The following is a 17,138-nucleotide window of genomic DNA, read 5'->3' as shown; positions in this document are numbered from 1 at the left end:
CTTTACATCGCACTAGTTTCCATTGAGAATTGGCGTGTCAGCTGGATCTTTACCAAGCCGGACAGCACTGACAACGCATTGCCAGCCGTGCTATCGGCTGGTGGACAAATATTAGGATAAAGTATTAAAATAATTAAGATGTTTGATTTTGACAATACAGAGCGGACCAATCTTGAAGAGATAGGTGAATTTGGCTTGATAGATTATATAAGTAAAGCTGTGGAGCTTAATGAAAAGTCGACGATAAAGGGTATCGGTGATGACGCAGCGGTATTGGATTTTGAAGGAAAAAGAACTTTAGTTTCTACTGACCTGCTTCTGGAGGGAATTCATTTTGACTTGAGATACGTTCCATTGAAGCATCTTGGATATAAGGCTGTACAAGTCAATTTGAGTGATATTTATGCAATGAATGGGATCGCTTCTCAAATCACATTTTCGATTGGTCTATCTTCCAGGTTTCCTTTGGAGGCTGTTGAGGAAATCTACCAGGGAGCGCTTATCGCTTGTAAAAAATACCATGTTGATCTGGTTGGTGGAGATACCTCGGCATCGGCACAGGGTCTTGTTATCTCGGTGACAAGCATAGGTTACGCAGATGCCGATACTATTGTTTACCGGAACGGAGCACAAGAGGGGGATTTGTTATGTGTTTCCGGAGATCTGGGCGCTGCTTACATGGGATTGCAGCTTTTGGAACGCGAAAAGAAGATCTATTTGGAAAATCCGAGTGTGCAGCCAGACCTGGAGGGGAAAGATTATATTGTGGAGCGTCAGTTGAAACCAGAAGCCCGGAAGGATATTATTGAATTATTTGCGAAATTGTCAGTTAAGCCGACCTCCATGATGGATGTTTCCGACGGATTAGCCTCCGAGATCCTGCATATTTGTAGACAGTCTGATAAAGGTTGTCGGCTATATGAGGAGAAGATACCTTTAGACCAAATGACTTACGATACTGGCCGCGAGTTTGGTATAGATCCTACAGTAGCAGCGCTCAATGGTGGCGAAGATTACGAATTGTTATTTACCGTTGCTCAGTCTGATCACGATAAAATTAAGAATCAGCCTGATATCAGTATTATCGGTTATATAACGCCCGCATCTGAAGGCTGCGAAATGATATCAAAATCTGGCAATGTGTACCCTATTACCGCACAGGGCTGGAATGCTTTTAAGAAAAAGGATTAATGTTATGCTAACTGAATAATTAGCAGTATTAGGGGTAAAATTGCGATAGATTTTACCCTTTTTATATTTTCTACTGGTCAAGCTCTTCTTCAACAAGTAGCTCTTCTTGATGAGGAGCCCTTTCCTGTACATTGAAATTGTTATATCCCAATCCCACTTCAATCTGCAGCAGACGCTGCTGAAGCATCTCAAGAATGGCCAGAAAATTGTATACAAACTGAATCTTGTTTTCAGAGTTTTTAAGTATCTGCTGAAAGTCCAGCTTCTTGTTTATTTCGATGAGTTCAGCGATCGCTTTTTTCTGCTGCTCAATGGTATAGGGATACTTGATGACGGTATGCGTCACTTCTGGTGGTCTATTCCGGTACTGATACATCATTTGCTCGTAGATCATCATCAGGCCGTAAAGATCAAAGCTGTCCAAGTTTTCGCCTGTAGCATCCAACTGAAGCATTTGTCGTATATCATAGTGAATATTGCCGCGTCTATAGCACTTCAGACGACTTTCTTCCATTGCCCTTAGATCCTCACAGGCTTCTTTAAACTGTTTGTAGAGAATAAGCTTCTGAACAAGGTCCTCGCGCAAGTCAACTTCGTTTTCATTTTCGTCCATTTCGGGGCGGGGCAGAAGCATTTTAGCTTTAATGCGCATCAACGTAGAGGCTACAAAAATAAATTCGCTGGCCATCTCCATATTCAACGCGTGCATCTGACTTAGGTAAGACAAAAAATCGTCGGTTATTCTCGAAATAGGGATATCATGAATATTCAATTCATCCCGCTCGATAAAAAATAGTAATAAATCAAAAGGTCCCTCGAATTGAGGAAGCCTGATTTCGTAACCTTCTTCTACTTGCATAACTTATACAAATTTACATAATAAAATGGTTTGGAATTGGGCATAGGCAAACTATTCCTGTATTTATTTGTTGTAGTTCAATATGTGATTGCGATTTGTTTTAAAGATTAAATAAAATTGTCGTTACTTTGTGTGAACATTTAATGTAATTAGCAGAACTATGCAATTTGAGGCTGGAGAATTATTAAGTAAAATAAACGATCCCTCTGATCTTAAAACGCTAAAGGAAGACCAATTGGAACAACTCAGCCAGGAATTACGTCAATTTATTATTGATCAGGTTTCGGTAAATGGAGGTCACTTTGCAGCAAGTTTGGGAGTCGTGGAGTTAACAGTGGCATTACACTATGTGATGAATACGCCTTATGATCAATTGATTTGGGATGTTGGTCACCAGGCGTATGGTCATAAAATATTGACCGGACGTCGGGAGGTATTCCATACGAATCGCATAGAAAATGGAATTTCCGGTTTTCCTAACCGTTCTGAATCCGAATATGATGCATTTGGTGTTGGTCACTCTTCCACATCAGTTTCTGCGGCTCTAGGTATGGCTGTAGCTTCGCAGATAAAAGGTGAGAAAGACCGTCAGCATATAGCGGTCATCGGTGACGGAGCCTTGACCGGTGGAATGTCCTTCGAAGCACTGAACCATGCCGGTATTTCCAAATCGAACTTATTGGTGATTTTGAATGACAATTGCATGTCTATAGATCCCAATGTGGGAGCACTTAAAGAGTATTTGACTAGTATTACCACGTCAAAACGCTATAATAGATTCCGGGACGATATCGCAGCTGTGCTGACCAAAATTTCGGAAGTGGGACCTAATGCGCTCGGTATAGTTAAAAAATTAGAGAAAAGCATCAAGGGAACCTTGTTAAAGAATGCCAATCTCTTTGAGTCCTTGAATTTTAGATATTTTGGACCTGTTGATGGGCATGATGTAAAAAAACTTGCAAAGACGCTCGAAGACCTCAAACATATTCCCGGACCAAAATTATTGCATGTTGTTACCATCAAGGGAAAGGGCTTTGCTCTGGCTGAAAAAGATCAGACCAAATGGCATGCACCTGGCTTATTTGATAAGATTACAGGTGAGATTAAGAAGTCTTCCAGCGATAGACCGGTGGCTCCTAAATATCAGGATGTTTTTGGTCATACCTTGGTTGAACTTGCTGAAGAAAATTCTAAGATCGTTGGAATCACACCGGCAATGCCTTCGGGGTCTTCGATGAATATTATGATGAAAGCAATGCCTGATCGGGCATTTGATGTTGGTATTGCCGAGCAGCATGCGGTTACCTTCAGCGCTGGGCTGGCTACGCAGGGGTTGTTACCGTTCTGCAATATATATTCATCATTTATGCAACGTGCATACGATCAGGTTATCCATGATGTAGCACTGCAAAACTTAAATGTGGTATTTTGTCTGGACCGTGCAGGAGTGGTCGGAGCAGATGGTGCTACGCACCATGGAGCCTACGATATTGCTTTTATGCGCTGTATACCAAACTTGACGGTAACAGCACCGATGAATGAGGAAGAACTCAGGAACTTAATGTATACCGCGCAGTTAACTGATAAGGGACCGTTTGTTATCCGGTATCCAAGAGGAAATGGTGTAATGCCGGACTGGCGCCGTCCATTTACGGAAATTGAGATTGGAAAAGGTAGGGTGATTACGGAAGGAGAAGAGCTCGCTATTCTAAGTTTTGGAGCGATCGGTAACGAAGCTGTCAAAGCAGTACAGCAGCTCAATGAACATGGTATACATCCTGCGCATTATGATCTGCGCTTTGCCAAACCTTTGGACGAAGAGCTACTGCATCAGGTGTTTAGAAAATTCAAGAAGATTATTACCGTTGAAGATGGTTGCCTCCAAGGTGGTATAGGTTCAGCTGTATTGGAATTTATGGCTGATCATGGGTATAACAGCCATGTTGTGCGGTTGGGGATTCCGGATCGAATTGTTGAACACGCGGAGCAAAATGCCCAATGGAAAAACTGCCATTATGATGCTTCGGCTATCGTGGAGGAAGGTAAGAAACTTTGTGACAGTAAGCTCACCAATACCATGGTTGGATAGCTCTACACCGTATAATAAAATTAGCATTGTATTTTAAAAGGAAATCACGTTTAGGGATTTCCTTTTTTCGTAAATGATATCTCGGGCAGCTAACACTAAGCTGTTACACAATAGCTTTTTTTGTTCTTGCCTATATTATCAAAATTAATTGGCAACAGCCGTGATACTTAATGTTAATAAGGCTTTAAATTCATATAAAATTAATATTAAAAATATATGAAGCAAAGGTTGTATTTCGCTTTTATTTTGGTTAATTTAGTTGTAGACCTTTAAGGCAGAGATGTAGCCTATTTGCTACTATTTTTGTTCTTTTTTTTGAAATAAATTTGGAATGTTAATAATTATTTTTAGAGATCAATTTTAGCTTGAGTTTTCCACATTTTTACACTATAAGTTTCTTATTGTCAGGTTATTAGTAATTATTTTATATTTTAGTTTTTTAGCTGATTTTTTTTTGTCATCTTCGTTCTCAGAGAAAGTTATCAACATATTTTTTGTCGCATATTGTAAATCAACTTATTAACAATTTTAGAATGGAAAAAACGTATTCAAGTGTTTGGAATAACTGTCTTTCGATTATCAAAGACAATATACCGGCGCAAAGTTTTAAGACCTGGTTTGAACCTGTGAAAGCAGTCCGTTTGGAGGGTGACGTTTTGACTATTCAAGTGCCTAGTTTATTTTTTTACGAGTGGCTTGAGGAGCACTATGTAGGTATTCTTCGTAAGACCGTAAAAAAGTTTCTGGGAGAACAAGGTAGATTGGAATACAATATCGTAGTGGAGAAGTCATCGGCTTCGCATCCCTACACGACTAATCTTCCTTCGAATGGCAACGGAGCGGAGGGAAAGAGGCAATCGATCCCAGTGCCAGTCTCATTAAATAGAGACATTAAAAATCCATTTGTCATTCCGGGATTAAAGAAATTGCAGGTTGATCCGCAGTTGAATCAAAACTACACATTTGAGAATTTTATTGAGGGAGAATGTAACCGGCTTGCTCGCTCCGCGGGGTATGCAGTAGCCAATAAGCCGGGCGGTACATCATTCAATCCTTTGATGATCTATGGTGATGTAGGTTTAGGAAAAACGCATCTTGCTCAAGCTATCGGTAATGAAATTAAAAGAAATCTTCCCGATAAGTTGGTCATTTATGTGTCCTGTGAAAAGTTCTGTCAGCAGTTTGTGGATTCATTGAAAAACAATACGATCAATGATTTCGTGAATTTCTATCAGGCAATGGACGTCATCATTATGGATGATGTGCATAACTTTGCTGGTAAGGAAAAAACACAGGATATTTTCTTCCATATATTCAATCATTTGCATCAATCTGGTAAGCAAATTATTTTAACTTCGGACAAGGCCCCAAAAGATTTGGCCGGTTTGGAGGAGCGTTTGCTTAGTCGTTTTAAATGGGGGCTGTCTGCAGATATTCAAATTCCGGACCTTGAAACGAGAATGGCGATTTTGAAGAAGAAGATGTATTCTGACGGTATCGAATTACCTGAAAATGTGGTCGAGTATGTAGCGACGCAAATTGATAATAGCGTTCGTGAGTTGGAGGGAGCTATGGTTTCTTTATTGGCTCAATCTACACTAAACAAAAAAGAGATTGATCTGGGCTTGGCAAAGTCAATGCTGAAGAATTTTGTGAAAAATACGCACAAGGAAATTTCGATGGATTTCATCCAGAAACTGGTTTGTGAATATTTTGAAGTTCCTGTGGATATGGTAAAATCGAAAGTCAGGAAGCGTGAAATCGTGCAAGCCAGGCAAATTTCGATGTATTTAGCAAAAGCTCATACCAAATCTTCGCTCAAATCAATCGGCGCGTTCTTTGGAGGAAGAGACCATTCAACGGTCATCTACGCATGTCAAACCGTTGAGGATCTCATTGAGACGGACAAGAAATTTAAGACTTATGTTAGCGATATTATGAAAAAATTGAAATCATAGTTTTCGCTGTGTCGGGCTAATTAGAAAGGCTGTTCATGAAAATGAACAGCCTTTCTAATTAGTATCGAACTTGATGTTAAGTGATAAAGCAAAAAAACACGGAATAGGTTATTGCTCTATCCAGTGGTAAGTGCTAAAAATAGAGGGTTATTATTGCTGCTTATTTTGTTCATTGTTAGATTCCTCCTGTTCGGTATTTTTTTGTGGCTCTGGAATACTCACTGGAGGTCTTTCTTCGACATATTTTTGATAAGTTGCTTTCTGATCGTCTGTTAGTAACTGCGAAATTTTACTATCCGATTCACTTTGAAGTTTTGCTATATTCTCTTTTTTAGCATCCGCTGTCGTACTGCTGTCTTGGAGAACCGTAGCAACAGCTTTTTCTTGATCTAAAACGATTGTTGATATTGCCGTCTTTTGTTCATCATTTAACGAAAGTTTCGTTACCAGCTCGGTTACGACTTTAGTCGCATTTTCTTCTGGTGTAGTTTGCTGTGCAAATGTTAGGGTGATGGCTAAAAAGAAGCCAATACCTGTCAAAAATAATTTTTTCATACGGTCTAATTTTATGTGAATTATTCAATGAATTTATAGATGTCTTACCTATTTGTGGGCAACTGTGTCGGGTTTAGAAGGCTCAGGCGTGTTTGGGACAGCTTTTGCAGGACGTTCGGAAATGACCTTTTGGTAGATATTCTTTTGATCTTCGGTCAGTAGTTGATTTACTTTCGTATCTACTTCTGTCTGCAGTTTGCTCAGAGCTTCACTTTTCGCCTCTGAAGTTGCACTTTTATCTTTTAAAATAGTGTCTTCTGCTTTGGCCTGATCCAATAGAATGGTTGATACCGCTGTTTTTTGTTCGTCATTTAGATTCAATTTTTGTACCAGTTCAGTCGTCGCTTTCGCAGCTGTTTCCTCAGGGGTACGTTGTTGTGCGAATGTTAGGGCCAATGTCAGGCAAAGCCCTATACCTGTTAAAATAATCTTTTTCATAGCTTTTATATTTAAAAATTATTGTCACACTCTTTTCTATAAAAACTATAGCACTATATATTTTGTTGTATCAAATATGTTACTTTAACGTTATTTTAACATATAATGACTGTTTACTGTGCTAAAAATGAGGCTTTATGTGCACGGTCATGGTAAGGAATGAGGGGTGGGGACAGAATTAAGTGGTTCGCTGACCTATTGCTGTCGAAAAAGCTGAAAGGGGTTTTGATTTGGGTGGGACTAAAAGCAGACTGCTCCAGTAGCTTTCGACACCAGAGCAGCTGTTAAATAAGTGATTGATATTGCGGTTATCGAGCGTTATATACTTGATACGACGAGAGATCAATCATTTCCGTTCTTGTACTTAATTTTGGTTTCCTGAACGTTTTGACATTCTATCTCTCATTTTTTCCTGCTGTTCATCAAATAATTTGATCTGTTCCGGTGTCAGCCATGACTTTATCTTAATAGCCTGTGCTTCTTGCATCTGCCTAAACCTTTCCATGTTGGCTTTACGGTCTCCACCATCTTTTTTCGAGGAAGCGCGCTGTTTAGCTTGTTCTAGTGTCAGGTTATAGATGGAGTCCTTTTGTGTCTGATTGAGTGTTAATAGTTTATCCAAACGTTCCACACGATTTTTAGCTTGTTCTTCAGGACTCCGCTGTTCGCGCTGCTGGGCATAAGTGGCTGTAGTCATTAAGAGTAATGAACCCAATACCGTCAAAATTGTCTTTTTCATCACGTTATATTTTAATATTCTATTTTATACTGAATATAAATTTTCCGAAAAAGTTTAGTGGAACGGTAAGGCTTAACAAAATTTAAGGTTGATTAACAGTATTTAATGTTGATTAACACTGGAAGTGACAATTTGGTTCAATGTACTGCTAAACAGTTGTCTCTTTACGGCATCATTAAACTGTAGGCCGATCGGTAAGTATGCCAGTTCCACTCCGGTAAAATGTTGTATAAATGGCTTCAGACGCTGATAATCTTTTTCGGTGGTTAGTATTAATTTTTGAGGACTGGATATCGACTGGTAGCTTGTAAGAATATGATCAATATCGGACATATTAAACTGGTGGTGATCAGCAAAGGAAACATGTGTAACGATATTTGCTCTTCTGCTGACATAATCTATCAATGGCTGTGGTTTGGCTATTCCAGTGACCAAAACGATATGCTTATCCTGCAAGGTTACATGTCTTCCTTTTCGATCTATAGGATCAAAGTAATTTATATGGGTGAACACTAGCAACGCTTTTTTATTATATTGACGGATCTTTCTTTCGATACGCATTTTAGCCTCAATAGGAAGAAAGAGAGGACATTTGGTAATCGCGATGATCTGGGCACGCTTGGCTTCGAGCAATAAATCTCTAAAATTGCCAGCTGGGAATACGAACATGGGCTGTTCGAACGACTGGAAATCAAAGAGGAGGATATGGAACAAGGCCGATAATCTTCGGTGCTGGTAGGCATCATCTAATATAATTACCTCATGATCTTTCTCTAGCTTTTTAATGCCCTTGCAGCGGTCCTCGCAAACAGCCACAGTTATATCTGGAAACTTGTTTTTGAATTGTAACGGTTCGTCGCCCACTTCGCGCGCAGAAGAGCTTACCGTCACTTCGAAAAATCCGCGGGTCGAACGTCCATATCCGCGGCTAAGTATCGCAATTTTATATTGCTTGCTTAGGAGAGAGGCAACGAATTCGGTCATGGGGCTTTTCCCTGTTCCTCCGACAGCTAAGTTACCGATCACGATGGTAGGTGTAGAAAAGGATTGAGAGCTCAGGATCCCAGCGTCATAGAGACGGTTTCTGACCCACACGATCAGGCCATATAAAACGGAAAAAGGCAAAAGAAGGTATCGCAATGAATTCCGCATTATTTTGGTATTATAGTTAAACCGATATCAGTAATTTCTTTTAAAGGATTTTCACGCATGTTTTGTTCGACGGAGATATTATAGCGTCCAGTATCCGGGAAAAGGTAATTTTGGTGAATCAGTGATTGCTGGCTATAGAGGCTGCCAGACGATGCACCTATCCATTTTCCATCGGATTGTGCCAATTTTATTTCTTTGCGAAAAGTAAGCTGTTTTTTATCCGGACCTTGTTGGTGAATGAGGACAAAGAGATTCGAAAAAGCGTACTCTGGAGTATGGCGTACATGTATGAATACATCATATTTCTTTGTCTTATCAGCAATATGGAACTGAAAATTGGGATGTGATGTATTCAGCCAAGTTTTATTGTCAATAGGTTTATCTTCATTTAAGATTGCCGTCTGCTCACAAGATGTGAAAAGACCCATACATAAAATTCCAACGAGAAAAGCCTTTTGTCTCATGATGATATCTATAAAATAGAATATGCCTAAGATTTTAAATTAGGCATATCCGTTTTTTATTCTGCTTTTGGAGCAGCACTGTTGTTATTGCCTCTATTTTTGTTTCTGTGACGGTTGAAGCGTTTTTTTGGCTTATTTGTTTGTCCCTCTTTAGACTCTTTAACCGTAGTTGCAGATGTATTTACGCCATCTCCTGTGCCTTGCTGTCTGCCGGAAGTCTGTTTTGGAGAAGTTTGTTCCGTTCTGTCGTTTTTCTGATTGTTTTTACCTTCCGACTTTGCGTTAGTGTTTTTTGATTTACGCTTTTTCTTCTTTTTATTACGATCATCCAGTCGTGTCAAACTATCTTGGCCGACTACGTTCTCATAATCAAAATTGGCAATCTTTTCCTCCCTTACATCCTCGGTTGCCAAGGCACTAGATATAGCTTCGGGCTTAATGCCCTGTTTGTTCATTTCTACAAGCTCTTTCACCTGCTGCACTGTCATTGCGATCCAGTTTTCGGCACCGGGGAAAGAAAACCACATCATCTTTTTAAAGATATCGGTTTTCTGTAGGTAAGCAACGCCCTTCTGGGTTTCAATCCGGTCAATATTATTTGGAATATCTTTAAGTGCATCCATGTAGCTATCCAATTCATAATTAAGACAACATTTCAATTTCCCGCATTGTCCTGCAAGCTTTAGCGTATTCAGCGATAAGTTTTGATATCGAGCAGCAGATGTAGATACGGTTTTGAAGTCTGTCAGCCAAGTCGAACAGCAGAGCTCGCGGCCACAGGATCCAATTCCGCCAAGCCGGCTGGCTTCCTGACGCATACCAATTTGACGCATTTCAATCCGAATGCGGAAAGCTTCTGCCATTTTCTTGATCAGCTCCCGAAAATCCACACGGCCTTCGGCTGTGTAATAAAACGTCGCTTTCGTTTTATCTCCCTGATAGTCTACGTCCGAAATTTTCATGGATAAGCCGAGGTCTAAAGCGAGCTTACGGGCTCTATGCATGGTTTCCCATTCTAGATCCTTCGCAGCATTGTATTTCTCAACGTCCACTTCGTTCGGTTTTCGATAGATCTTTTTTGTCACCGATTCCGGCGTCACATTATTCTTTTTCAATTGTAGACGTACTAGTTCACCTGTCAACGACACATGCCCCACATCATAACCACCAGTTGATGGTTCGACGACGACCATTTCTCCCATTTCCAGGTATAGGTTGTCTGTATTGATAAAGAAATCTTTCCGAGATCCTTTAAATCGTACTTCGACGATATTAAATGGTTTATAGTTTGATGGCATATCCATATCGGAAAGCCAGTCATATACATCTAATTTATTACATCCGCTGGTCATGCAGGAACCGTTATTTTGGCATCCTGCTGGTACACCATTTGCTGTGGTACTACCGCAACCTCCGCCGGATGAGCAACTGCCACATCCCATAGTTTTATATTTATATATATTGAGTTCCTTTCGGAATCGTTTTGTATTTGTATATTAATGTTAACTGCAAAGATAAATCTAAAAATAATATTTTGGGATTTGCATTTCTTTCCACAAAATAATGCGTTTCCTCCAATAGATTTATGGTTGCTTCAATTTGTTCAATATTATAATGTGCTGAAAATTTTTGCACAAAGTCCAATTCTTTAGTGGATAGGAATACTAGACTGGAAAGCCCCCCTTTGATCAAGATGATCTGACGCATCATGTTGATAGCATAAAAAAGGAAGCTTTTTTGATTTTCCCGCCCCATTTTAGACAGATCATCCTCCACTAATGAAATCATATTTGTGCCGGCATCCGATACGATAAAACGTAGCCAGTTTACTAAAGTCCCAAAATGGTTATTGCCTTGGGTTTGTAACTGATTAAGGGCCACCTGCATATTTCCGTCAGCGATAAAAGCAATCTCAGAAGCTTCTTGTTCGGTAAGCTGTTGTGTAGCTTTCAAATGCTGAACAACTTCCATATGTTCCAGTTTCTTTATTTTGACCAACTGGGTCCGCGAAATGATCGTATTTAGTATTTTATCCGGATTCTCCGCGACCAAAATAAACAAGGTCTTTTCAGGAGGTTCTTCAATCAATTTTAATAGCGCATTGCCTTGTGTATCTAGATATTCAGGCAACCACATGATCAAAACTTTATACTCGGCTTCGAACGCTTTAAGGCTTAATTTTTTGATGATACCATGTGCTTCTGCAATATTGATATTCACCTGCTTGTTGTCTGCATCCAGCTGGTTCCGCCAATATTCAAGTCCCATATAGGGATTGTTCATAAAAGCTTTCCGCCAGTTCTCTGCATAATCTGTCGCGGTATCTTCTTTGTGTTTCGCGATAAAAGGGTATGACATGTGCAAGTCTGGATGGATCAGTTTACTATACTTGCGACAGGCTGGACAGGTACCACAGCTGTCTGTGGGTTGCTTGTTTTCGCAATTCAGAAATTGGGCATATGCATAAGCCAAAGCAAGGCTCCCAGAGCCTTCGGGCCCCAGAAACAACTGCGCATGACTCACACGGTTTTCCAGAACCGTACGAACGAGATGTTCCTTGATGTCTTTATGCCCAATGATATCCTTAAACTGCATACACTTTCGCTATTATACAAATGTACTAAATATTGTGATTTATCTGGGTGAATTTGATTTCTATACTTTTGAAAGCGTGCTTATTAGTTGAAATACAATCGCTTATTTAAGTACATTAAATGTCTGTGTGTGGAAAGAAAGGCGCTTACAAAACTGAAAAATATTGATTAATTTGTGTATTATTGCACATAATAATTAGTATTTAGGAAATGAGATTCATTGTATCAACATCAATTTTATTAAAGCAGTTACAAGCTATCAATGGAGCATCTAGTACAAGTACTGTTTTGCCAATCTTGGAAAACTTTCTTTTTGAAATAAAAGATAATAACTTGACTATTTCTGCTACGGATCTACAGACAAGTATGGTTACTTCCTTACCGATCGAGGCAAAAGAAGGAGGAAGGGTAGCGATGCCTTCAAAGATTTTGATAGAGACCCTAAAGACTCTTCCGGATCAGCCGGTAGCATTTTCAGTAGATATGAATACCTTAGCTATTGAAATCAGCGCGGGTGACGGTAAATATAAATTGAGTGGCGAAAATGCAGATGACTTTCCTAAAATTCCTTCTATTGACAACGGATCGATTATCCAGATGCCAGCTCCGATTCTCTCAGAGGCTATTAGCAAAACCATCTTTGCTGTTAGCAATGATGAGCTGAGACCAGCAATGTCAGGCGTTCTGGTCCAATTGGCAGAAAAAAATGTGACTTTTGTTTCGACGGATGCACATAAATTGGTACGCTATACCCGGACAGATATCGGTGCTGAAAAACCAGCATCGCTTATCTTACCCAAAAAAGCACTTTCCCTATTAAAATCTTCACTGCCATCTGATGATACTACAGTTTCCATTGAGTACAATCAGACAAATGCATTTTTTAGTTTTGGTAACATCAATCTGATCTGTCGTTTGATAGATGAGCGCTATCCAGATTATGCTGCAGTAATTCCTCAAGTTAATCCAAATAAACTGACTGTTGACAGATTACTTTTCTTAAACACGTTGAGAAGGGTTGTTATTTTTGCTAATAAAACTACACATCAGGTACGTTTAAAAATATCAGGTAGCGAACTTCATATTTCTGCAGAGGATCTGGATTTCTCTAATGAGGCACACGAGCGCTTATCCTGTCAGTTTGAAGGCGATGATATGGAGATCGGCTTTAATGCGAAGTTTTTAGTTGAAATGTTAAACAATCTGGAAAGTGAAGAGGTTGTGATCGAAATGAGCACACCAAATCGTGCTGGTCTATTGGTCCCTGCAACTTCTGAGGACCATGCCGATATTTTGATGTTGGTGATGCCAGTAATGTTGAATAACGCTTAATTTTCATATCGGTTTTGGAAATAATCACACACCTTATTGACTTTATCCTCCACATCGATAAGCATCTGGTTGAGATAGTCAATGACTATCAGCTTTGGACATATCTCATTTTGTTTCTGATTATTTTTGTAGAAACAGGGGTAGTTGTAATGCCTTTTTTACCGGGCGATTCACTGTTATTCGCCGCAGGGATGCTAGCTGCACAACCCAATGATCTGAACGTCTGGCTTATGATTTTTGTCTTGTTGATCGCTGCAATTACAGGTGATTCACTTAATTATTCCATTGGTAAGCACTTTGGCATGCGGTTAACTCAGTTTAAGTTGTTTGGTAAACGGGTTGTCAAGGATGAACAGATCGCCAAGACACATGCATTTTACGAAAAATATGGAAGTAAAACCATCGTCATAGCACGTTTTGTACCAATCGTACGTACGTTGGCACCATTTGTAGGTGGCATAGGGAAAATGAGATATGGGACTTTCATTACCTATAACGTAATCGGCGCGGTATTATGGGTGGGTGGCATTACGTTGGCCGGTTACTTTCTCGGCAATATTCCGATAGTTAGGGAGAATTTCTCTAAAGTGGTATTGCTTATTATAGTTGTGTCTGTACTACCTATTGTATTTGAATTAGTGAGGGAAAAAATAAAAACACAAAAGGGAACTCCATAAGGTTCCCTTTTTACTTGAATAATATACAGCTGTTTTTCTCCAGTTTAAACCAGGTTACCTGCAAAAGCCTCACAGGGTAACAGAAGCATCCTTCATACATGCTTCATACGATAGACCATACCTTTTACACCATGCGGAGTGGCATAGGTAAAGCCATCATATTTATCAGCCTAATTTCCATGATGATACAGTTTTTGCTCTTGAAAACTGCAAAATAGCATTAAACTACAGATACTAAAAACAGTCTTTTTTATGTTAAAGGATTGACATTAATCCATTTTTGGTCGCTACGTACCGATAATATGGATATCCTCAACTAATATTGAAAGACAGTTTGATTACATATGAAATATTTGATTTTCGCATTTACCCTATTTATCGTGCAAGCCGCAACTGCACAGCGGATCCGGGTAGATCAAAGGCAAGCAAAGGAAGCTTATGAATTATTGAATCGTATCCGTTTAAATCCTGAAAAATACAAAAGGGAACTTAAACTTTTTAATCTTCATAAAATCAAACGCACTGAACTTCGTTGGAATAAACAATTGGCTGAAGTAGCTGTATATCGTGCCAAAGATATGGCTAAACGTGCGTATTTTGATCATGTTTCACCAGAAGGCTATGGCCCCAATTATTTTATAGCCCAAGCTGGATATGCTTTAAATCCAGATTGGCTAAAAAAACGAAGTGCTAATAATTTTGAGTCTATTGCGGCCAATCGTGCTAGTGCTACAGATGCTATAAAAGCGCTTATTATTGGACGGGAGGCACCGGGTTACCACCATAGAACACATTTATTGGGTATGGATCAATGGAATGGTTCACTGTATGATGTTGGTATTGGTTATGTTACCTGTAAAGGTGCCATACCTTATGAAAGTTATCTCGTGGTGATCATTGCAAAACATGGCGGATGAAGGGGCAGCACAACAGCTGATTGAAATGACTTTAACAATTAATGCTCAAGCCTGCTTCAACTTTTATTTGAAAAGTTATACCTTTGCATATGATAAAATCCATGACAGGATATGGCACAGCTTCCAAAGAGAATGGTAAAGTTAAATATAGTGTCGAAATAAAGTCCTTAAATTCAAAATTCCTTGAATTAAATCTCCGTTTGCCCAAAGTAGTTTCGGACAAGGAATTAGCCTTGCGGACAGAATGCAGTAAACTAATTGAGCGCGGAAAGGTTAATCTAAATGTATCCGTAGAATATACGGACCAAACAGCCAAGGCATCGTCCATCAACACCGATTTACTAAAACAATATTATAGTCAATTGCTGGCTGTCGCTAACGAGCTGCAGGACAACAAAGCTAATTTATTTGAACTGGCGCTAAGTATGCCGGAAGTTATTAGCAACAATGAAGATACCGTAGATGAAGAAGAAGCGAAGGTACTGATGGATGCTTTCTATGAAGCTGTAAAGCAGTTTAACACCTTTCGTGAAGATGAAGGAAATGTTTTGGCGGAGGATCTAAAAAAACGTGCGGAGCTTATTTTATCTTATTTGGGCGAGGTGGAGAGTTTAGAAGTTGAACGCATTCCTTTGATCAGACAACGTATAGAACAGTTTTTAAATGATACGGTAGGAAAAGATAATGTGGATCAGAATCGTTTCGAACAGGAACTCGTTTATTATATTGATAAACTGGATGTGACTGAGGAGAAAGTAAGGTTGCGTTCTCACTGCAACTATTTTATGCAAGCTTTTGATTCTGCAGACTCCAATGGCAAGAAGTTAGGGTTTATTTCACAGGAAATGGGGCGGGAAATCAATACCCTTGGATCTAAAGCGAATCATGCCGGTATACAGCAGATCGTAGTCAGAATGAAAGAAGAATTGGAAAAAATAAAGGAGCAGTTGCTCAACGTACTATAAGGATGAGCGGTAAATTAATTATTTTCTCAGCACCATCTGGTGCTGGAAAGACAACTATAGTCAGAGATCTATTAAGTAAACATGGCGATAAGATAGAATTTTCAATTTCGGCGAGTACCCGGGATCCGAGGGGGCAGGAGGTCAATGGAAAAGACTATTATTTTATGTCCAAGGAAGAGTTTTTACATCGTGTTGCAAAGCAGGAGTTTATTGAATTTGAAGAGGTGTACTCAGGTACCTTCTATGGAACACTGCGGTCGGAGATCGAACGTATCTGGAAAGAAGGTAAACATGTGATCTTTGATATAGATGTTGTCGGCGGCTTGCGGCTAAAATCAAAATTTCCTGACCGAGCGCTATCTATTTTTGTACAACCTCCATCGCTGGAAGTACTGAAAGAGCGATTGACGGGCCGTGGTACAGATTCAGAGGAGAAGTTGCAGGAGCGCTTTGCAAAAGCGGAACTAGAACTTACTTATGCCAATAAATTTGACGTGATACTGAAAAATTTTGATTTGGAAACTGCTTGTGCAGAAGCCGAAGAAATTGTGATGGATTTCATCAGTACATAATCATGAAAAAAATCGGTTTGTTTTTTGGTTCTTTTAATCCCGTACATGTGGGACATTTGATAATAGCCAATTACATGGCCAGTTTTACAGGGCTCGATCAAGTCTGGTTTGTCGTTTCACCACAGAATCCGTTCAAAAAGAAGTCTACGTTAGCGGATCCCTACGACCGGCTGGAAATGCTTAATTTAGCACTTGAGGGGTGTGATCATTTGCGTGTCAGCGATATCGAATTTCATTTGCCACTGCCCTCTTACACAATAGATACCCTAACCCATCTCAGCGAAAAGTATCCGAATCGCGAGTTTGTGTTGCTGATGGGAGAAGATATTCTTGAATCTTTGGAAAAATGGAAGAACGCTGAAGTGATTTTGCGAGATTATCATATTTATGTTTATCCACGTCCGGGATACAATGGTGGAAAGCTGAAGGAACATCCTTCTGTCACGATGACAGATACGCCCTTAATGGAATTATCATCCACCTTCCTTCGGAAGGCAATTAAAGAAAAGAAGAATATTCAGTTTTTTACACCACAAAAAGTGATCGACTTTATTGACAAAAAAGGACTCTATTCCTAGACTCTTTGATAGTAGTAGAGACTCACATCTCAAAAAAAAGCCTTTATCCCGAAGGATA

17 protein-coding genes are annotated in these 17,138 nt (G+C 39.6%); 9 read left to right on the top strand and 8 right to left on the bottom strand.

Annotated elements, in window-relative coordinates; translation table 11 throughout:
* The first annotated feature begins 138 nt into the window (after positions 1–138).
* Positions 139–1,191, top strand: a complete 1,053-nt coding sequence (gene thiL / locus K7A41_RS07330) for a thiamine-phosphate kinase (protein WP_265713175.1) — start codon at positions 139–141, stop codon at positions 1,189–1,191.
* Positions 1,192–1,261: 70 nt separating this feature from the next.
* On the opposite strand, the gene K7A41_RS07325 is transcribed toward thiL, so the two are convergent.
* On the bottom strand, positions 1,262–2,050 hold the full coding sequence (locus K7A41_RS07325; protein ID WP_265713174.1) for a segregation and condensation protein A: 789 nt from the start codon (positions 2,048–2,050) through the stop codon (positions 1,262–1,264).
* A 160-nt stretch (positions 2,051–2,210) separates the two neighbouring features.
* Between K7A41_RS07325 and dxs the strand changes: the two genes are divergently transcribed.
* Both dxs and dnaA read left to right on the top strand, forming a co-directional pair.
* The gene (dxs, locus tag K7A41_RS07320; RefSeq protein ID WP_265713173.1) at positions 2,211–4,139 is read left to right on the top strand and encodes a 1-deoxy-D-xylulose-5-phosphate synthase; all 1,929 of its coding nucleotides are present in this window, start codon (positions 2,211–2,213) and stop codon (positions 4,137–4,139) included.
* A gap of 533 nt (positions 4,140–4,672) precedes the next feature.
* Positions 4,673–6,097, top strand: coding sequence for a chromosomal replication initiator protein DnaA (gene dnaA / locus K7A41_RS07315; protein WP_104384755.1), 1,425 nt, complete (start codon positions 4,673–4,675; stop codon positions 6,095–6,097).
* Between the two features lie 150 nt (positions 6,098–6,247).
* Here dnaA and K7A41_RS07310 read toward each other — a convergent pair whose 3' ends face one another.
* From K7A41_RS07310 to K7A41_RS07280, 7 genes are all read right to left on the bottom strand, one after another.
* Positions 6,248–6,652, bottom strand: coding sequence for a hypothetical protein (locus tag K7A41_RS07310; protein ID WP_265713172.1), 405 nt, complete (start codon positions 6,650–6,652; stop codon positions 6,248–6,250).
* A gap of 48 nt (positions 6,653–6,700) precedes the next feature.
* Positions 6,701–7,090 carry a hypothetical protein gene (locus tag K7A41_RS07305; RefSeq protein ID WP_265713171.1) on the bottom strand — a complete coding sequence of 130 codons (390 nt, stop codon included), beginning with the start codon at positions 7,088–7,090 and terminating at the stop codon, positions 6,701–6,703.
* 364 nt (positions 7,091–7,454) lie between these two features.
* The gene (locus K7A41_RS07300; RefSeq protein WP_265713170.1) at positions 7,455–7,829 is read right to left on the bottom strand and encodes a hypothetical protein; all 375 of its coding nucleotides are present in this window, start codon (positions 7,827–7,829) and stop codon (positions 7,455–7,457) included.
* Between the two features lie 102 nt (positions 7,830–7,931).
* Positions 7,932–8,981 carry a tetraacyldisaccharide 4'-kinase gene (gene lpxK, locus K7A41_RS07295; protein ID WP_265713169.1) on the bottom strand — a complete coding sequence of 350 codons (1,050 nt, stop codon included), beginning with the start codon at positions 8,979–8,981 and terminating at the stop codon, positions 7,932–7,934.
* Positions 8,981–9,445, bottom strand: a complete 465-nt coding sequence (locus K7A41_RS07290) for a gliding motility lipoprotein GldH (RefSeq protein ID WP_265713168.1) — start codon at positions 9,443–9,445, stop codon at positions 8,981–8,983. The genes lpxK and K7A41_RS07290 overlap by 1 nt, the downstream gene beginning before the upstream one ends.
* A gap of 56 nt (positions 9,446–9,501) precedes the next feature.
* Positions 9,502–10,887: a PSP1 domain-containing protein gene (locus K7A41_RS07285; protein ID WP_265713167.1), complete on the bottom strand. Its 1,386-nt coding sequence runs from the start codon at positions 10,885–10,887 to the stop codon at positions 9,502–9,504.
* Positions 10,888–10,897: 10 nt separating this feature from the next.
* Positions 10,898–12,040: an ATP-binding protein gene (locus K7A41_RS07280; protein WP_028071108.1), complete on the bottom strand. Its 1,143-nt coding sequence runs from the start codon at positions 12,038–12,040 to the stop codon at positions 10,898–10,900.
* Positions 12,041–12,249: 209 nt separating this feature from the next.
* Here K7A41_RS07280 and dnaN point away from each other — a divergent pair, with 209 nt between their 5' ends.
* The 6 genes from dnaN to nadD all read left to right on the top strand — a co-directional run bounded on the left by dnaN (position 12,250) and on the right by nadD (position 17,080).
* Positions 12,250–13,371, top strand: a complete 1,122-nt coding sequence (gene dnaN, locus K7A41_RS07275; protein WP_265713166.1) for a DNA polymerase III subunit beta — start codon at positions 12,250–12,252, stop codon at positions 13,369–13,371.
* 14 nt (positions 13,372–13,385) lie between these two features.
* Complete coding sequence (locus K7A41_RS07270) at positions 13,386–14,048, top strand: DedA family protein (RefSeq protein ID WP_265713165.1); 663 nt, start codon at positions 13,386–13,388, stop codon at positions 14,046–14,048.
* A gap of 344 nt (positions 14,049–14,392) precedes the next feature.
* Positions 14,393–14,965, top strand: a complete 573-nt coding sequence (locus K7A41_RS07265) for a CAP domain-containing protein (protein WP_265713164.1) — start codon at positions 14,393–14,395, stop codon at positions 14,963–14,965.
* A gap of 89 nt (positions 14,966–15,054) precedes the next feature.
* The gene (locus tag K7A41_RS07260; protein WP_081817939.1) at positions 15,055–15,930 is read left to right on the top strand and encodes a YicC/YloC family endoribonuclease; all 876 of its coding nucleotides are present in this window, start codon (positions 15,055–15,057) and stop codon (positions 15,928–15,930) included.
* A 2-nt stretch (positions 15,931–15,932) separates the two neighbouring features.
* Positions 15,933–16,502 carry a guanylate kinase gene (gene gmk / locus K7A41_RS07255; protein WP_028071103.1) on the top strand — a complete coding sequence of 190 codons (570 nt, stop codon included), beginning with the start codon at positions 15,933–15,935 and terminating at the stop codon, positions 16,500–16,502.
* Between the two features lie 2 nt (positions 16,503–16,504).
* Positions 16,505–17,080 carry a nicotinate (nicotinamide) nucleotide adenylyltransferase gene (gene nadD / locus K7A41_RS07250; RefSeq protein WP_028071102.1) on the top strand — a complete coding sequence of 192 codons (576 nt, stop codon included), beginning with the start codon at positions 16,505–16,507 and terminating at the stop codon, positions 17,078–17,080.
* The last annotated feature ends 58 nt before the right edge of the window (positions 17,081–17,138 follow it).

The organism is Sphingobacterium sp. InxBP1, assembly GCF_026191775.1.
Classification (GTDB): Bacteria; Bacteroidota; Bacteroidia; order Sphingobacteriales; family Sphingobacteriaceae; genus Sphingobacterium; species Sphingobacterium thalpophilum.
The sequence above is the reverse complement of the archived record's forward strand: the minus strand, read 5'-3'. Positions and strand labels throughout refer to the sequence as shown.

Bases quoted from the DNA above. Each gene is read 5' to 3' on its own strand.
- thiL (WP_265713175.1), top strand. From the start codon at position 139: ATGTTTGATTTTGACAATACAGAGCGGACCAATCTTGAAGAGATAGGT.
- K7A41_RS07325 (WP_265713174.1), bottom strand. From the start codon at position 2,050: ATGCAAGTAGAAGAAGGTTACGAAATCAGGCTTCCTCAATTCGAGGGA.
- dxs (WP_265713173.1), top strand. From the start codon at position 2,211: ATGCAATTTGAGGCTGGAGAATTATTAAGTAAAATAAACGATCCCTCT.
- dnaA (WP_104384755.1), top strand. From the start codon at position 4,673: ATGGAAAAAACGTATTCAAGTGTTTGGAATAACTGTCTTTCGATTATC.
- K7A41_RS07310 (WP_265713172.1), bottom strand. From the start codon at position 6,652: ATGAAAAAATTATTTTTGACAGGTATTGGCTTCTTTTTAGCCATCACC.
- K7A41_RS07305 (WP_265713171.1), bottom strand. From the start codon at position 7,090: ATGAAAAAGATTATTTTAACAGGTATAGGGCTTTGCCTGACATTGGCC.
- K7A41_RS07300 (WP_265713170.1), bottom strand. From the start codon at position 7,829: ATGAAAAAGACAATTTTGACGGTATTGGGTTCATTACTCTTAATGACT.
- lpxK (WP_265713169.1), bottom strand. From the start codon at position 8,981: ATGCGGAATTCATTGCGATACCTTCTTTTGCCTTTTTCCGTTTTATAT.
- K7A41_RS07290 (WP_265713168.1), bottom strand. From the start codon at position 9,445: ATGAGACAAAAGGCTTTTCTCGTTGGAATTTTATGTATGGGTCTTTTC.
- K7A41_RS07285 (WP_265713167.1), bottom strand. From the start codon at position 10,887: ATGGGATGTGGCAGTTGCTCATCCGGCGGAGGTTGCGGTAGTACCACA.
- K7A41_RS07280 (WP_028071108.1), bottom strand. From the start codon at position 12,040: ATGCAGTTTAAGGATATCATTGGGCATAAAGACATCAAGGAACATCTC.
- dnaN (WP_265713166.1), top strand. From the start codon at position 12,250: ATGAGATTCATTGTATCAACATCAATTTTATTAAAGCAGTTACAAGCT.
- K7A41_RS07265 (WP_265713164.1), top strand. From the start codon at position 14,393: ATGAAATATTTGATTTTCGCATTTACCCTATTTATCGTGCAAGCCGCA.
- K7A41_RS07260 (WP_081817939.1), top strand. From the start codon at position 15,055: ATGATAAAATCCATGACAGGATATGGCACAGCTTCCAAAGAGAATGGT.
- gmk (WP_028071103.1), top strand. From the start codon at position 15,933: ATGAGCGGTAAATTAATTATTTTCTCAGCACCATCTGGTGCTGGAAAG.
- nadD (WP_028071102.1), top strand. From the start codon at position 16,505: ATGAAAAAAATCGGTTTGTTTTTTGGTTCTTTTAATCCCGTACATGTG.